Raw genomic sequence first — 15,211 nt, forward strand, 5'->3', positions numbered from 1 at the left:
TTTGCTGCCTTAGAGATTGATTATGCCCTGGATCCAACTGCGCGTTAGCACCACTGAAGAAAAAGCCGAACAGGTCAGCGATATGCTGATGGGCTGGGGCGCCCAGGCAGTAAGTTTTCTTGATGCACATGACACCCCTATTTACGAGCCGATGCCGGGCGAAGTGATCTACTGGACTAACACCGTGGTGGTGGGTCTGTTTGACGCTGAGCATCCGATGGATAAGGTGGTAAAGCAGTTACAGCAGGTGTCGTTTTTTAAAGATGGCGTTGATTACAAGTTGGAGCAGTTGGAAGATAAAGACTGGGAGCGCGAGTGGATGGATAACTTCCACCCGATTAAATTCGGCAACCGGCTGTGGGTGTGCCCCAGCTGGCGCGATATCCCTGATCCAACCGCGGTAAACGTGATGTTGGACCCCGGGCTGGCATTCGGCACCGGCACCCACCCTACTACGGCGCTGTGTATGCAGTGGCTGGATGCAACGATTCAGAGCGAGCAGACGGTAGTCGATTTTGGCTGCGGCTCCGGTATTTTAGGCATAGCGGCATTAAAGCTCGGCGCTAAACGGGTGATTGGCGTTGATATCGACCCGCAGGCAATAGAAGCCAGCAGCGCTAATGCCAAGCGTAACAATGTCGAAGGCCTGATAGAACTGTATTTACCTAAAGACCAACCAAAAGATTTTCAGGCCGATGTGGTGGTGGCGAATATCCTCGCCGGCCCACTGGCAGAGCTGAAGCACATTATCAGTGCTTATGTGAAACCCGGTGGCCAACTGGCACTGTCGGGTATTTTACAAAGCCAGGCGCAAAGCGTTATAGATGCGTACAGCGACGAGTTCAGCTTCGACCCCATCGCCGTGCAGGATGAATGGGTGCGCCTGAGCGCACGCAAACACGGTTAGTACGTTACAACGCGGCGAGAAAACGCTCGCTGCGGGGTAAATAGTAGTTGTCATAGTCTAAAGAGAACAACACCTTACCGGCGCGCCCGACAATTTCGTGCCGTGGTACAAAGCCGATTACACGTGAGTCGGCACTGTTATCGCGGTTATCACCCAGAACCAGATAATGGCCATCAGGTACTTTTACCGCATTAAAACTGTCGCGGCCGCTGGCAAAGGGCGCCAGCTTAACGGTGTGAGCAATGCTACCCAATTGCTCGGTCAGCAACCGGCTGCCATCCTCCGTCGTGTCTGTAGTAAGGTCGGCACCGCTATAGGCCAGTGGCTCGCCGTTAATACTTACCACATTGTGCTGCATCGCCACTATATCGCCCGGCACACCTATCACGCGCTTTACCAGCCGGTTGTCGGCCGCTTCCGAGGCAAAAATAACAATATCGCCCCGCTTGGGATCAGCGCGCTTAATTAAAGACGTGGTGGTAAACGGCAGGCGCAGATCATAGGCCATTTTATTCACCAAAATACGATCGCCAATCTGAATAGTCGGTTGCATAGAGCCGGTAGGCACATCATTCCAATCCGCTACGGCACTGCGAAACACAAACATCAGGCTTAAACACAGGATAATGCTGCGGTTATCACGCCACAGTTGTTTGATTTTGCTCATGACTTACTCCGTTAAGTAACCTGCACGGTAAGACCCGCGCCCGGCCACAGAGTTCAGGCCCGCAGTTAAAGTTGTTATAGCCACTACATAATTTGTGCCTTGCGGTTGCACTGCGGCGGTTATTTTCGCAAAGTAGCAGCCAGTATTAATCTGGCTGAGCTTTGTATGCCAACATCCTCTGAACTTCGAACCCTGCTGGTAGGCTATGGTTATGCCGGTAAAACCTTTCACGCCCCGCTGTTACAGGCAACCCCGGGCATTAAGCTGACACATGTGGCGTCATCGCAAGTCGCGCAGGTTAAGCAACAATTGGGCGCGAACGTAACAGTATTGGCTGACTATCAAGCCGCCGTGCAGCAGCCGCAGATTGATCTGGTGGTTATTGCCAGCCCGAATGACAGCCATGCACCTTTAGCAGAGTTGGCACTGCGCGCCGGTAAGCACGTAGTGGTAGATAAACCCTTTGCGCTTACGTTTAACGAAGCCAAAGCGTTAACGGCGCTGGCTACAGAGCAAAAACTATTGTTATCGGTATTTCATAACCGCCGCTTTGATGCCGATTTTCTCAGCCTGCAGCACCTGCTAAACAGCGGACAGTTGGGCCAGGTGGCGCATTTAGAATCACGCTTTGATCGCTTCCGGCCACAGGTGCGTCAGCGCTGGCGTGAACAAGCTGGCCCGGGTGCCGGTTTATGGTTCGATTTAGGCCCGCACCTGCTGGACCAAAGCCTGGTATTATTTGGCCTGCCACGCAGCATTACGGCCAGCTTAAAAACCCTACGGCCGGATGCCACAGCGACAGACTGGTTCTCGGTGTTACTGGATTACGGCCACTTTAGTGTCACCCTCGGTGCCTCTATGTTGGCCGCCGCACCATCGGCGCGCTTTACGCTGCAGGCTCAACATGGCAGCTGGCAAAAGTTTGGTCTGGATATTCAGGAAGAACAGCTCAAACAAGGCTTAACACCGGCCGATGCCGGTTGGGGTATCGAACCCCAACCCGGCTTACTTTATCAGGCAGAGCAGGTTACGCCTTACAGCCCGGCAGTGGGCTGTTATCAACATTATTATGCCGCCATTGTTGCCGCCATACAGGGCAAAGGCCCCAACCCGGTACCGCCGCAGCCAGCCTGCAGCGTAATGCAACTGTTGGAGCTGGCGGAGCAATCCGCCGCTGTAGGCAAAACCTTAGCGGTTGGCGCAACATAACGCCGTTTTAAAACTGCACCGGCTAAAGCAAAGCCGGTGTTACAGTGTGCTCAACGCTGCCAGGGTACGGGAAATTTCCTGCTCGTTATTAATCAGGCTGGGCGCAAAACGGGCATACGATTTCCGGTATGGCGTACTGCTGATAATAATGCCTTTGGCATGCAGCGCTTTTACTACATCGTCCGGCGCCATATCTTTGTAATCAAAACAGACCATACCTGATGACAGTTCAGCCGACACCGGCGTATGCAGGGTTACACCTTTTATTTGCTGCAGCCCTTGTTTGGTCAGGCTGTTTAATTGGTGAATACGCTGCTGCACATTGGCTTTACCCAGCTGCAAATGCAGCTTGAACGCCTCCGGCAAGGCCCAGCGATGTTCAAACGAGTGAAAACCGCCCGGCGTCATATGCTCACCAACCGGCACCTGGTCCTGTGTACTACCTCCCAGCCAAACATCATAGGAACGGCTGAAGCTTGGGATCACCGCTTTGCACTGCGCCCAACCTTTATCACTGCCCCAGATAACGCCGGTGCCGCGCGGGCCAAACAGCCATTTGTGCGTGCCGGCGATAAAAAAATCACAGCCCAGCGTTGATACATCAACATCCTCGATACCAAAACCATGTACGCCATCAACGCAAAACAGCAGCTGATCAGCCTCGGTGCGCTGTTTATTTTGCTCAGCCAGCAAATCGGCCATAGCACGGATCGGCAGTTTAACGCCATTGCACGAATGCACCCAGGTTACCGCCACTACTTTAGTAGCCGGCGTAATAGCCGCTTTTAACTTACTTAGTACCTCATCAACCGATACCTGTGAGGGCTTATCATACAACGCCACCCGCCGCACCGTAGCACCGGTGCGCTCAGCCCGTAGTTGTAAAGATAAATCCGTTGAATAATGGTCGTGCACCGTTTGCAGAATTTCATCACCCGGCCGTAACGTCAGGCCACTGTATACCAGGGCCAACCCCATAGTGGTACTGTCGGTCAGCGCAATTTGCCCGGCCGTGCCGCCCATATACTCTGCCGCAGCCGCGGCCACTTCACCGTCTATGGTCATAAAGTGCTGATGCCAGTAATCGGCCGGATTAACATCAAAAGCCCGCCGGTGCCGCTCTATCGCTTCAGCAACCGGTTTGGGGTGCGAGGCCAGTAAAAACGTGGCCAGATGGATATAGTCATAACTCAGGGCAAACAGTTTGCGTAAGCCAGACCAGTCTGCGGCTTTTACCAGCGTGGCGGCAGTGCCGGGTTCAGCACCGGCCTGCAGCAAAGCAGACAATGGCAGTATGCTGCTGCCCACAGCCAATGAGGTTTTTGTCAGAAATTCACGCCGTTTCATCTTAACCACCTATGGTTAAATTTCACTCAGTATAGTGCATTCGCTGAGCGCATTTTCTGCATCAATAAGCACAGCGATTTTTTTCTCAGCGTGAATACCCTTCAATTACTGCTTCCTGCAATACTTTTAAGGAAATACCTTTTTAAGGAAAGCAAACCTTTAGCCGGTAGCTTGCAAGTATCTCTCCGGTTGGTTTTATTCAGCGAACTATTACCAGAAAACAAAAATAGGATTGGGCAATATCGCAATACTATTGTTCTACTTGTCACCGCATCGTCGATGCCATGCTGATTAGCATGACCCTAATCAACAGAGAGCTATTTTATGACGATCTCAGCAGCAATAGCCTGGTTTATTGCCGGCGTTACCCGCGATTTAGGTGTAGCTGTTTCGCTATGCGCAGCTTTAATGGTTATGCCTGCGGCGGCAGCGCAAACACCGGCTCAAATAACCGGGCAAAATAGGCAGCTTGTCAGTCAGGCATTTACCGATTGGGCTGATGGTGGCAGCAGCTTTTTCACCGATATGCTGGCACCCGATGTTGTTTGGACCATTAAAGGTTCCGGTCCGGCCGCCGGCAGTTACCATGGCCGCGACGACTTCATTAACCGTGCAGTAAAGCCCTTTACCGAACGGATGGCAGGCCCGTTAAAGCCTACTGTGCGTGATATCTGGGCGCAGGGTAATGATGTAATAATCCACTGGGATGGCACCGGCACCGCTAAAGATGGCCTGCCCTATCACAACAGTTATGTCTGGATCTTCCGGATGAAAGGGCTACAGGCAACAGAAGTTATTGCCTTTCTTGACCTTAGCCGCTATGACGAGCTGCTAAACAGGGTGAAACCTGAAGCACCATAACGTCTTGGGTATTTCGCTTTAAACCGGTAGCCGCCAGCAAGTTAGTTACGCTGTCCGCTGGACGCCATGCCTGCTGAAAACTGTCGGCGTCAAATTGCGCGGCTATAGCATCCGACTGGCCATTATAAAACTCTGTCATCGGGTAGTGGCTAAAGACAATCAGCGTTTTACCTGCTTGTTCAGCGCGCTGCAGCATAGCGGCGCATATTGCCAATTCAAACGTTATAGCTAACACTGAAGCGCCCTGATATTAAATAAGGATTGTTACTATGCCCCGCTTTGCCCTGCGTAACCTGTATTTGCTGCCGTTGCTGTGCTGCCCGCTAATGGCACTGGCGCAATTTGATCAATGCGCTATCGACACCCCCTCTGCGGTTTACGGTGCCCAAACCTGGCTGGAGATGGGCCATCCGCTGAATATGACCACAGAGCGTCTCGGCCGCTTACCAAGCAGTGCAGGCGCTAAGCTGATTGCCCTGGCCTATCAGGGTTGGCAGCAGGGTAAAGCAGAACAGCAAATCAGCAGCGAAGTCACCGCGCTGTGTAAAACCTTTACTGCCGACGACCTGCTGGCTGACATAGTAGATAGCCCCTGGCCGGTGCTACGCACAGTGTGCGGCGATGCCAGCGAAAACCTGCTAACAGCTCTGAACGAGGCCGGCGCAGCTAATACCAGCGCAGCCTCAGTGCTGTTTTATCTGAAAGGCGAAGAACCGGCACCAAATTTACTGCCACTGGCCGAGCAAACCGTAGCACTTAAACAACAAAACACCGCCGATATACAGATCCTGGAGCGACTATATGCCAGCTGCGCCGCAAAAACCGACGCGTATAAATTAGCATTGGGCAAGGAAATATATGTTGAGTGAGCCGTATCAAACCGGCACAAGATAAACCGGCCCGGCAGTGTGCACTGCCGGGCTGTGCTGCTTAATGAATAGCTGATACTGATTCAACTACCCGCTGTGCACCGTGTTCAATATCGTCGATGATCGCCGACAACCGGTTAATTTTATCGCTGTTTTGTTTACTTAAACCGTCAATGGAATTAATGGCCTGCAGCACATTTTGCGTGACTTCAAGGTTTCTGCTGACAACACTGGAAATATCACTGGTGGCCTGGCTGGTTCTGGATGCCAGTTGCCTGACTTCATCTGCTACCACGGCAAAACCGCGGCCTGCTTCGCCGGCTCTGGCGGCTTCAATCGCCGCATTTAATGCCAGCAGATTCGTTTGCTCTGCCACGCTGCGGATAATGCTCACCATATTGGCAATTTCTTTTGCCTGCTCATTCAAACTCTGGATCACGCTATCGGTTTGCAACACAGTGGCTGAAATTTCTGCCGCCAGCGCAGTAGACGAGGCAATATGCAATTTGCCCTGCTCTGCCACATTAAAAGTTTCTGTCGCGGTTTCATGGGCTATGCGGGCAGCTTCGCGGGTGCGCATTGCCTGCATCACGCGGTTGGTGATCAATGTAGCAAACTTAATCACCTTGTGTACCTTGCCCTGCGCATCCAATACCGGGTTGTAGGTTGCCTCCAGCCATACTTCATTACCGCGGGCATCAACCCGTTTAAACTTACCGGAACTGACCTTACCCTGCGCCAGCTTACTCCAGAAGTCGGGGTTTTCACGGTAGAAACTGTCTTCACAGAACATGCGATGATGTTTATGCTGAATTTGCTCCAGCCTATAACCCATAGACTGCAGAAAATTTTTATTAGCACTAACAATGTGACCATCTGGCATAAATTCAATTACCGCCATTGCCTGATCTATCGAGGCATAAATCGCTTTTTGCTCATCAGCTTCCAGTGTTTGCCGGGTTACATCGTAAGCTATCTTCATCACTGAGCGCACTTTGCCACTATCGTCCCGCACCGGGAAATAGGTGGCCTCCAGCCATATTTTTTTGCCACCGTTGGTTTTACGCAAAAAAGTACCCTGTTTAGCCTCGCCACGGCCCAAAGACTGCCAAAATGCCCGGTATTCACCACTGTTGGCATAAGCACTTTCACAAAACATCGAATGACGCTGCCCTTTGATCTGCTCAAGCGGATAACCCACGACATCAAGAAACAACGGATTAGCATCCTGAATAACGCCGTCGGCGCTAAATTCGACCAGAGCAACACTATTGCGTACCGCAGCGATTACTGCGTTTTTATATGCTAAATCCGTTTGTGCAGACAACAACTGAGCTTTTAACTGTTTGTTAAACATGATTTTCCCGATTTAAGCAGCGTGTTCTGATACAAACCAGCGAATTTTGGTTGAAATAGAAACAACATGATATTGGTACGCAGTGAGCAACCAATACGGTGCGACCTTCACTTTTGATCAGCAGGAAAGACAAAAAGGCTAAAACCGGCGGGTATCCCCGCCAGTGTGTTTAAGCAGATTTAATATACGTAGTTTAATTATTGGCTAAGCCCGCTAAGGCTGCCGTTGCTTAAATCCAGCATAAAGTGCATATCGTTTTCGCCGTGGCTAAAGGCCTGCAGCAGTTGAAACACACCGCCAAACTGCCGGGCGAAGCCGCTGCTGTCGGTTGCAGCTTTGGCCGCCAGTACACGGGTAAGCAACTGATACTGCGCCAGCCGCTGCGGACTGATGTCATGCAACGCCAGGCTGCCGGCATTGCGCAGCCGGTAAAAATCCAGCGCTAAATCAAAGCCACTCCAGCCGGCAAACTGCTGCAGCGTAAAGCCGGCATCCCGTGCCAGGGTATCGGCAGCCTTTAACGCCTGCTGCCAATTTGGGCTTTGTTGCATTGTTGCCAGCTCAGCCGGCAGCTGCGCTAACGGCGGTAAATTTTGCCATTGCGATAACAGCAGCATTTGCCGGCCATCTAAGGCCAACAGCGCTTCGCGCAGCGGCGCCGGCCAGTCTTGCGGTAAAAAACGTTGCCGCGTTAATTCTCTCAGATGCCAGTTGGTAAACTCACGGTAGTTTTTTGCCGTTAAAATCGCCTTGTTCCACAACGGCGCACCCTGTTTTGTCAGGGTGTCATGTTCCTGCTGATAATGCACAAACAGCTCGTTGTAGCGCGGAACATCCTCCAGCACCACCGTTTGCACCGCCACTTTGTGCTGCGGCTTAATACTCACCAGTTTATACGCCGGCACATAAGCGGCCAGCGACGGTGCCTGCACATTCACCAGCACCTTGCCATCCGCGCTTTTGCTAATGCCGGTGTCGTTGAAATGCATATGGCCGCCAATATGCAGCTTTAAGCCGGTAGCCGCCAGCAAGTTAGTTACGCTGTCGGCCGGGCGGCGTGCCAGCTGAAAACTGTCGGCGCCAAATTGCGCGGCTATCGCATCAGACTGGCCATTATAAAATTCTGTCATCGGGTAGTGGCTAAAGGCAATCAGCGTTTTACCGGCTTGTGCAGCGCGCTGCACCACCTGCGCTATCCAGTCGGTTACCTGAGTTTTATGGCTAAACATGCGGTTATAACCGGCATTGCCGGCCCCGGCATAACCCTTGCCATCGGCCTGCGGTATATACACATTGGCATCTATTGCCAGCAACCAGACACCTTCTACCGGCTCTACTAAGTAACTGCTGTCGGGCACGCTGCTGCACTGGCTGTAACCGGGCTGTTTATAGCGCCCGCCGGTGCCCTGGCGGCATATTTCATACTGACGCCGGCTGTAAGCAGCCTGCTCGCCGGCCAGCTTAACGTTGTAATTAAGCTCGCTGTAACTACTGTACGGCGTTTCCCAATACAGATAATCGGGCTGCGGCTGAAAACCAAAGGGGGCCAGCTGCGCCATAATCTCTTGATAGCCCAGCTCTTTTACCTCGTCGCTGCAAATAGTACGCAGTGGGGTGTGGCTTTGTACTGCCGGCAATTTAGCAGAGCACGCCGCACTACCCGGGCTGTAAATTGGCTGCGGGTAACCGCCGGCGCCTAAATAATCGCTTTTACCGGCCGGGCGGCTAAAGGGCCGCACCGGGTCGTGGTTACCGGGAGCGGCAAAAAACTGCATGCCGTAAGTCTGGCTGTAGTGCTGCAAAATAGCCGCCAGGCCACGGATATGCAGCGGCTGGCCATCGTCGCTGAAGTCGCCCGGCAGCGCTATCAGCTTAACGCCGCGCGCGGCCGCATCATCCAGTGCAGCCAGCAGGGCAAAGTAGTTTTCGTTAAATAATCGCGTCGATTGAAGCTGGGCCGCCATAGTGCGGATAGTGGCATGCTTACCGCTTACGCCATCAGGCAAACCGGCAAAGGCGCCATCGCGGAAACTGGCGTAAATATCGTGAAAATGAATGTCCGGCATAAAGGCAATTTGCAGCTCTTGCGCGGCGTTGTTGTCCGGAACAGGGGTGGCGGCCAGGCTGCTAAAGCTCATTAACAGCGCCAGCATAGGGCTGACACGGGGGCTCAGTGACATAAGCTAACCTTGTTTACCAAAAAAGCTCGCCAATAAAACAGCCGGCACTGCAGCGTGAACTGCAGTACCGGCCGGCGTGGCTTAGAAATCTGCGCGGATGCCTAAGCTGATACGGCGTCCGGAGAACTCGTTCATTACCGGGAACTGCGGCGTTAAGGTATAACCTGTGGTGGCTTCATCGGTAATATTAATACCTTTTAAGCTCAGTTTAATATTGTCGGTCAGGTTATAACCAATGGCGATATCGGTTTGGCCATAAGCATCGCGGTACACCGGGTATAAGTTACGTTCAATTACTTCAACATACTTATCTTTGTAGTTATAAGAGATGCGCGCATCGAAACGGTCATTCTCATAATACAGCGTAAAGTTGTAAGTACTGTCGGCCAGGCCTTCCGGCGGCGTAGGAATATCCAAACCGGATGAGCCGGTTAAGGAGTTATCCAGCATGGTGTAGTTAGCATTGATACCAAAGCCGTCCAACCGCGGATGCAACATGCTGAGCGGTAGTTGCGCTATCAGCTCTAATCCGGTGACTTTATAAGAGCCATCAGCATTAACCGGCTGATAAACATCAAAGTCGTAGTAACCATCTAAGGTACCGTTGGCATTGCGTTTTTCTACATCTTCAACCACACCGGTCAGCTCTTGCCGTACCACGCCTTCGATATCTTTCCAGAAATAAGATACCGCCAGAATACCGCCATTCTGCAGATACCATTCCAGTCCGGCTTCCCATTGCTTAGCATAGGTAGGCTGCAGATCCGGGTTGCCGTCGGTAAAACGGAACTCATTCCAGCTGACAGAGCGTTTATAGGCAATATTGGTCAGTGCCGGGCGCATCAGGGTTTCAGACGCTGCAGCGCGAAACAGCACATCATCCAAAATCTCTACCGTCATATTCAGGCTCGGCAGCACATCGGTATAGCTGCCTTCTTTTGAGATCGGCGTATCGGTGTAACCGTTAGAGCCATCTTCGTTCTGCACCTGGTGGTAACCAAATGACAACACAGAAGTATCTACGGCCCGCACCCCGGCATTCAGGGTTACCGGTTTACCGGCCAGGTCAAAATCCAGGTTGGCCATCGCATACAGGCTCAGTGCTTCTTCATCTACGCGATAATAGTCGCCATCATTAAACGGCGTGCTAAAACCGGCATAACGGAAGGTGCTACGGGCATAATCATTTGATACCTGCATCCAGTTCAAATCTTTCGCCTTGTACGCACCACCGGGTACTATGTCAGTTACCCATTGCAGTTCGCTGTCGGCCATAGTTCTGCTGTTAACCCAGGACGCATCACCCGCCGCCGGGCCCTGAATTTTAACACCGCCAAACTGGCGCTGTTTCGATTTATCGGTATAACGCACGCCAAACTGCACGCTGCTCAGTGCCGGCATAAAGGTCAGCTCAAGTGACTTTTTAAAATCAAGCTGGGCTGCATATTTATCGTCGCTAACCTGCTCCAGCTCAGTCTCATATGCCTCAAACAGGTAGCTGTCCGGCGAGTTGTACATATCAATACTGCCAGGGTTAGCGCTAACAACCGTTTCGCCGCCGTTAGCAGTCCAGCGGCTACTTGACGGCGCATAGGCCACGTGTTTCAGGTTGGCGTAATCCTGTGATTTTTCTGCACCGGAAAAGCCTACCAGGCCGTTGATATCCCAGCCATGGGTTTGCCAGTCCAGTGCCAGGCTGTACTGTGAGTAATCGGTGTTATTAATACGCTGTTTGCTTAAAAACTCGTGCTGGGTAGCGCTGTAAGACACATCGGTCAGCACAATAATGCCGTACTGCGCCAAAGTAGTGTCATCATAATCGTGAATAGTTTCCAGCGTACTGCGGCTCGACGCGGTATACGCCGCGGCATCGTACTCATCTTCGGTTACATCGTAGCCGCCTTTCATCGCATCAAAGGTCAGGCTGAAATCATTGCCGGGCTTGTACTGCAGCGACGCGGTAGCGCCCCACTTATCCTGGTCATTCAGGTACAAACGGTCGCCGACTTTATCCTGAAAAATAATCCGGTTGGTTTCGTTTTTATCGCTGCGGTCGCTTACCACTACACCGGCATCACGTTCCAGCACCGCGGCAGCTTGATCAGAGCGTGGCCCTGTGGCTTCCAAAAAGCGCCCCATCGGCCGGAAGTTAATGCCGGAGTTCGAATCGGTTCTGTTAGTGCGGCTGGCTTTGGAGAACGACACTAACGCGCCCCAATCCCCAAAAGTATCGCTGGCTAAAAAGGAGAACTTAGGGTCAACTTCTTCGGAAATAGAGTTATGTGCGCCTTCGGCCGACACAATCAGTTTGCGCTCGCTGTAATCAAACGGCCGCGCGGTAGATATCATTACTGAGCCTGCGATACCGCCTTCTTCATCTGCTGCCGTTGGCGATTTTTGCACCGTGACGCTTTGAATAATTTCCGAGGCAAAAATATCAAACTCAACATCACGGCCACCACTGCCCGAGGCTGTCGCAAGGTTGTTGATAGACACATGAGTAAATTCACTTGGCAAACTGCGCACGTTTATTTTACTGCCCAGGCCCTTGTTGCGCTCTATGGTAACGCCCGGCATACGCTGCAGCGCTTCGGCGAGGTTTTGCTCAGGGAAATCGGCCACGTCGGTGGCAACAACAGAATCAGAAAAGCCGATATTCGACTTTTTCAAATCGACTGCCTGTTCCAGGCTGCGGCTGTAGCTGCCGGTGACCGAAATCACTTCCACCGCTTGTTCTGTATTGTTATCTGCTGTTTGCGCCAGCAGCGGTGCTGCGGCTACGGCCAACGCACCACCCAGCAATATCTGCTGCACGGCACGGCTTAATAGTGTTTTGTTTAACTTGCTGATGTCGTTGTGTTTAATAGAGGACTGCATGTGTTTACCCACTGCTAATAGCTATCGCCGGCCCAGCCGCTGTTATAGCAACCCGGCTTGGCGCGCACGGTTATTATCGGATTTGCTGTTGTCTGCTCCTGCGCCAGCACAATTAAACTTAACAGCGTGGCACTGCGTCCTGCTATCAGGAACGCGGTTACGCTACAGCAGCTGTGTGATGCTTTTTTTACAGCCAGATTAATGATTTGCGACAGCAATAAGCCATAAGTAACCGGTTACAGCGCAGCGGGTAGGCCGCAGCCCGGGTTGGCATAGTTTCTGCTTTATTTCGGTACAGGCAACAACCCTACCTTAGCGGAGCGCATCCTATGACAGTGTCAGGCCTTAGTATTAATAACTACCAACTACAGTATCAGCTGTTAAAACCCGAAACAGAAGCTGCCGACAACAGCGCAGCGCGGCAAGAAATTGCCGCTATTGCCACGCCAGCGGCGACACCGGCAACGCAGCAAGCGCCACAGCAGCAGGATGAAACCAGCAAACAGCAAGAGGCGTTTTTAACTCAGCTGATGGAGCAAATGCTGGCCAACCGCATCGGCCTGGATAAACAAAAGTACGATGAAATACAGCAGAAGATAGAAGAGGCGCAGGCCGAAAAAGACGCCCTGCAACAACAACCACAAAGCCCGCAGCGCGACGGTAAAATAGCCGCCTTAGATGCCAAGCTGGATAAACTGGGTAAAGCCCTCGAAGGCTTAATAGCAGAAGCCAACCGCAACCGCGAGGCTAAAGAGCGCGAGCAGCAAACAGTAAATGCCGTACAGCAATATCAGCTAACGGCGGCAACCGATAAAGAGCAAAAGCTGTTTTTGTAACAGCCGTTAGTTACCCGGCCAGTAATTCATTGCGTACAATTTGCGCCCCTGCTGCCAGAGCATTTAACTTGCCGCTGGCAACCTCGCGCGATAACGGTGCCATACCGCAGTTAGTGCAGGGGTAAAGCTTGTCAGCATCGACATATTGCAGTGCTTTTCTCAGCGTTGCCGCCACTTCTTCTGCGGTTTCTATGCTATCGGTTGCCACATCAATGGCACCTACCATCACTTTTTTACCGCGGATAAGCTGCAGCAGCTCAAGCGGCACCCGCGAGTTGTGACACTCCAAGGATATAATATCGATATTGGATTGTTGCAGTTTGGGGAAAATTTCTTCGTATTGCCGCCACTCCGAACCCAGGGTTTTCTTCCAATCGGTATTGGCTTTAATGCCATAGCCATAGCAAATATGTACTGCCGTTTCGCATTTAAGCCCTTCGATGGCGCGCTCTAAACACTTAATGCCCCACTCATTTACCTCATCAAAAAACACATTAAAGGCCGGCTCATCAAACTGAATAATATCCACACCGGCGGCCTCCAGGTCTTTGGCTTCTTGGTTCAGTATTTTGGCAAATTCCCACGCCAGTTGTTCGCGGCTTTTATAGTGGTCATCGTACAGGGTGTCGATCATCGTCATCGGCCCGGGCAGCGCCCATTTTATCGGCTGGCTGGTTTGCGCGCGTAAAAATTTAGCATCGTCGACAAACACCGGCTTTGGCCGCGACACCGGGCCCACTATCGTTGGCACACTGGCATCATAGCGGTTACGAATTCTGACCGTCTTACGCTGGTTAAAATCCACGCCGCTTAAATGCTCTATAAAGGTGGTGACAAAGTGTTGCCGGCTTTGCTCGCCGTCACTAACAATATCAATGCCTGAGCGTTGCTGCTGTTGCAATGCCAGCCGCAGCGCATCCTGCTTGCCATCAGCCAGTTCGTCACCCTGTAATTTCCACGGTGACCACAGTGTTTCCGGCTGTGCCAGCCAGGATGGTTTAGGCAAACTACCGGCCGTTGAGGTAGGTAAAAGTGTTTTCATAGTTAGTATTATCCGGATTATTAATTAAGCGAAGTTAGCCGACCATTGTTCCAGCGTTGCCCGGTGCGGTTTAATAAAGTGCTCTTCAGCAAACCGGCCCTGGGCTATAGCTAACTTGCTGCGCTCTTCGCGGTCATACACAATTTGCGTAATGGAATGATCCGAATTTTTTAAATCCGGTTTATAGCTTTTGCCTGCAACCGCATTGGCGTTATAAATCTCCGGCCGGTAAATCTTTTGAAAGGTTTCCATGGTGCTGATGGTGCTAATCAGCTCAAGGTTGGTGTAATCGTTAAGTAAGTCACCAACGAAATGGAAGGCCAAAGGCGCCACGCTGTTTGGTGGCATAAAATAGCGCACCTGCAAGCCCATCTTTTTAAAATACTGTTCGGTTAACGACGATTCGTTTGCCAGGTACTCCACCCCCAATACCGGATGCTGGTTTTCCGTACGCTGATAGGTTTTGTTATCCGACACACTCAGGCAGATAACCGGCGGCTTGTTAAAGTGCTGCTTGTAAGCATTTGAGTTAACAAAATATTTAAACAGCTTGCCATGCAGCTCGCCAAAATTTTGCGGAATGCTGAATTGCGCTTGCTGCTTATTATGCTCCAGCAGCAATACGCTAAAATCATAGTCCCGCACGTAGGAGGAAAAGTTATTGCCCACTATGCCTTCAATGCGCTCGTTGGTTTTATGATCAACAATATTGGTTTTTAATACTTCAATCGACGGGAAGCTATCGCCATTGCCGGCAATATCGACATCAACCGAAACGATGTCCAGCTCGACAGAGTAACGATCGCCCTTGGGGTTATCCCATTGCGCTAACGCATTAAAACGGTTGTTAATCATCGTTAAAGCGTTACGCAAATTCTGCTGGCGGCACTCACCTCGTGCCAGGTTAGCGAAGTTGGTGGTGATACGGGTACTGTCCGCCGGCTGATAATGTTCATCGAACCGGATACGCTTAATGGTAAAACTGAAATCGTTGTTCTTCATGCTCTGCTATCCCCTTTGCTAATCTGCCGCCGAAAACATCCAGACGTCTAGACTTAA

General features: G+C 51.6%; 13 protein-coding genes. 5 read left to right on the forward strand and 8 right to left on the reverse strand.

Annotated features, from left to right (window positions below; genetic code table 11):
- Positions 1-22 precede the first annotated feature (22 nt).
- Positions 23-907, forward strand: a complete 885-nt coding sequence (prmA, locus tag Q8O77_RS16585) for a 50S ribosomal protein L11 methyltransferase (RefSeq protein ID WP_305555798.1) — start codon at positions 23-25, stop codon at positions 905-907.
- Positions 908-911: 4 nt separating this feature from the next.
- On the opposite strand, the gene lepB is transcribed toward prmA, so the two are convergent.
- Entirely contained in the window at positions 912-1,574 is a 663-nt protein-coding gene (lepB, locus tag Q8O77_RS16590; protein ID WP_305555801.1) for a signal peptidase I, read from the reverse strand.
- Positions 1,575-1,739: 165 nt separating this feature from the next.
- Here lepB and Q8O77_RS16595 point away from each other — a divergent pair, with 165 nt between their 5' ends.
- Positions 1,740-2,783, forward strand: a complete 1,044-nt coding sequence (locus Q8O77_RS16595) for an oxidoreductase (protein WP_305555804.1) — start codon at positions 1,740-1,742, stop codon at positions 2,781-2,783.
- A 39-nt stretch (positions 2,784-2,822) separates the two neighbouring features.
- On the opposite strand, the gene Q8O77_RS16600 is transcribed toward Q8O77_RS16595, so the two are convergent.
- On the reverse strand, positions 2,823-4,130 hold the full coding sequence (locus Q8O77_RS16600) for an aminotransferase class V-fold PLP-dependent enzyme (RefSeq protein ID WP_305555807.1): 1,308 nt from the start codon (positions 4,128-4,130) through the stop codon (positions 2,823-2,825).
- A 324-nt stretch (positions 4,131-4,454) separates the two neighbouring features.
- On the opposite strand from Q8O77_RS16600, the gene Q8O77_RS16605 reads away from it, so the two are divergent.
- Positions 4,455-4,991 (forward strand): nuclear transport factor 2 family protein, encoded by a 537-nt coding sequence (locus Q8O77_RS16605; protein ID WP_305555810.1) that lies wholly within the window; start codon positions 4,455-4,457, stop codon positions 4,989-4,991.
- Here Q8O77_RS16605 and Q8O77_RS16610 read toward each other — a convergent pair.
- Positions 4,942-5,226, reverse strand: a complete 285-nt coding sequence (locus Q8O77_RS16610; protein ID WP_305555813.1) for a hypothetical protein — start codon at positions 5,224-5,226, stop codon at positions 4,942-4,944. The genes Q8O77_RS16605 and Q8O77_RS16610 overlap by 50 nt on opposite strands.
- A gap of 34 nt (positions 5,227-5,260) precedes the next feature.
- Here Q8O77_RS16610 and Q8O77_RS16615 point away from each other — a divergent pair, with 34 nt between their 5' ends.
- A complete protein-coding gene (locus tag Q8O77_RS16615; protein ID WP_305555816.1) occupies positions 5,261-5,860 on the forward strand; it encodes a hypothetical protein in 600 nt (199 codons plus the stop codon).
- 61 nt (positions 5,861-5,921) lie between these two features.
- Here the strand turns inward: Q8O77_RS16615 and Q8O77_RS16620 are convergent, their stop codons facing one another.
- From Q8O77_RS16620 to Q8O77_RS16630, 3 genes are all read right to left on the reverse strand, one after another.
- Positions 5,922-7,190, reverse strand: a complete 1,269-nt coding sequence (locus tag Q8O77_RS16620; protein WP_371133513.1) for a methyl-accepting chemotaxis protein — start codon at positions 7,188-7,190, stop codon at positions 5,922-5,924.
- A 224-nt stretch (positions 7,191-7,414) separates the two neighbouring features.
- Positions 7,415-9,397, reverse strand: a complete 1,983-nt coding sequence (locus Q8O77_RS16625; protein WP_305555822.1) for a metallophosphoesterase — start codon at positions 9,395-9,397, stop codon at positions 7,415-7,417.
- Between the two features lie 81 nt (positions 9,398-9,478).
- Positions 9,479-12,274 (reverse strand): TonB-dependent receptor, encoded by a 2,796-nt coding sequence (locus tag Q8O77_RS16630; protein ID WP_305555825.1) that lies wholly within the window; start codon positions 12,272-12,274, stop codon positions 9,479-9,481.
- A 329-nt stretch (positions 12,275-12,603) separates the two neighbouring features.
- On the opposite strand from Q8O77_RS16630, the gene Q8O77_RS16635 reads away from it, so the two are divergent.
- The gene (locus tag Q8O77_RS16635; RefSeq protein WP_305555828.1) at positions 12,604-13,110 is read left to right on the forward strand and encodes a hypothetical protein; all 507 of its coding nucleotides are present in this window, start codon (positions 12,604-12,606) and stop codon (positions 13,108-13,110) included.
- A 10-nt stretch (positions 13,111-13,120) separates the two neighbouring features.
- Here the strand turns inward: Q8O77_RS16635 and Q8O77_RS16640 are convergent, their stop codons facing one another.
- On the reverse strand, positions 13,121-14,152 hold the full coding sequence (locus tag Q8O77_RS16640; RefSeq protein WP_305555831.1) for a methionine synthase: 1,032 nt from the start codon (positions 14,150-14,152) through the stop codon (positions 13,121-13,123).
- A gap of 24 nt (positions 14,153-14,176) precedes the next feature.
- A complete protein-coding gene (locus Q8O77_RS16645) occupies positions 14,177-15,154 on the reverse strand; it encodes a DUF1852 domain-containing protein (protein ID WP_305555834.1) in 978 nt (325 codons plus the stop codon).
- Between the last annotated feature and the right edge of the window lie 57 nt (positions 15,155-15,211).

Origin of the sequence: Rheinheimera sp. (genome assembly GCF_030690345.1) — a bacterium.
Classification (GTDB): Bacteria; Pseudomonadota; Gammaproteobacteria; order Enterobacterales; family Alteromonadaceae; genus Alishewanella.

Excerpts from the sequence above, each read along its gene's own strand:
- Q8O77_RS16600 (WP_305555807.1), bottom strand. The coding sequence starts at position 4,130 with ATGAAACGGCGTGAATTTCTGACAAAAACCTCATTGGCTGTGGGCAGC.
- Q8O77_RS16605 (WP_305555810.1), top strand. The coding sequence starts at position 4,455 with ATGACGATCTCAGCAGCAATAGCCTGGTTTATTGCCGGCGTTACCCGC.
- Q8O77_RS16635 (WP_305555828.1), top strand. The coding sequence starts at position 12,604 with ATGACAGTGTCAGGCCTTAGTATTAATAACTACCAACTACAGTATCAG.
- Q8O77_RS16625 (WP_305555822.1), bottom strand. The coding sequence starts at position 9,397 with ATGTCACTGAGCCCCCGTGTCAGCCCTATGCTGGCGCTGTTAATGAGC.
- Q8O77_RS16615 (WP_305555816.1), top strand. The coding sequence starts at position 5,261 with ATGCCCCGCTTTGCCCTGCGTAACCTGTATTTGCTGCCGTTGCTGTGC.
- Q8O77_RS16595 (WP_305555804.1), top strand. The coding sequence starts at position 1,740 with ATGCCAACATCCTCTGAACTTCGAACCCTGCTGGTAGGCTATGGTTAT.
- Q8O77_RS16630 (WP_305555825.1), bottom strand. The coding sequence starts at position 12,274 with ATGCAGTCCTCTATTAAACACAACGACATCAGCAAGTTAAACAAAACA.
- lepB (WP_305555801.1), bottom strand. The coding sequence starts at position 1,574 with ATGAGCAAAATCAAACAACTGTGGCGTGATAACCGCAGCATTATCCTG.
- prmA (WP_305555798.1), top strand. The coding sequence starts at position 23 with ATGCCCTGGATCCAACTGCGCGTTAGCACCACTGAAGAAAAAGCCGAA.
- Q8O77_RS16640 (WP_305555831.1), bottom strand. The coding sequence starts at position 14,152 with ATGAAAACACTTTTACCTACCTCAACGGCCGGTAGTTTGCCTAAACCA.
- Q8O77_RS16645 (WP_305555834.1), bottom strand. The coding sequence starts at position 15,154 with ATGAAGAACAACGATTTCAGTTTTACCATTAAGCGTATCCGGTTCGAT.